At 78.3% G+C, this 512-nt stretch carries 1 protein-coding gene; it reads right to left on the bottom strand.

Annotated features, from left to right (window positions below; all coding sequences use genetic code 11):
• A partial coding sequence (locus tag ACU8YC_RS26265; protein ID WP_446896156.1) for a DEAD/DEAH box helicase family protein occupies positions 1-512 on the bottom strand: 512 nt, incomplete at both ends.

The raw sequence follows: 512 nt of genomic DNA, 5'->3' as shown, positions 1-512 counted from the left end.
CGGCAGCACCGCCCGCTCGGCCAGCGCCTGCGCCCGCGAGTAGCCGATCACCGCGAGGCCGGGAGCGTCGAGGTCGAGCTCCGGACCGCGGCCGGGCCCGGCGGGTCGGTAGGGCAGCCCGAGGGTCCGCCGCCCGTCCGCCCGCTCCAGCGTTCCGGACAGGTACAGGCGCACGGTCGCCGCCTCCATGACGGGCAGCATCGCGCGGGACCACGCCCCGGCCTCGGCATCCTCCGCGGAGGGGTCGTCGGCGCCCGGGCGGCCGGGGACCGGCAGGTGATGGACCTCGTCGACCACCAGCAGGGTGCGGTGCGCCCGCGCCTCCGCGAGGTGGAGCGCCGGGGCGGCCGCGACCGCCTGATAGGTGGTGACGTAGCCGGCCAGACCCCGCGCCGGGTCGCGCTCGTTGTCGGCCGCCCGCACGCTGAGGGCGTGCCCGAAGGCCGCGCGCCAGAGCGGATCGGCGAAGGCCTCCTCGGCCTGCAACCGCAGCGAATCCCGCGGCACCACCC

Source organism: Citrobacter sp. VF227 (assembly GCF_052950715.1).
The sequence above is the reverse complement of the archived record's forward strand: the minus strand, read 5'-3'. Positions and strand labels throughout refer to the sequence as shown.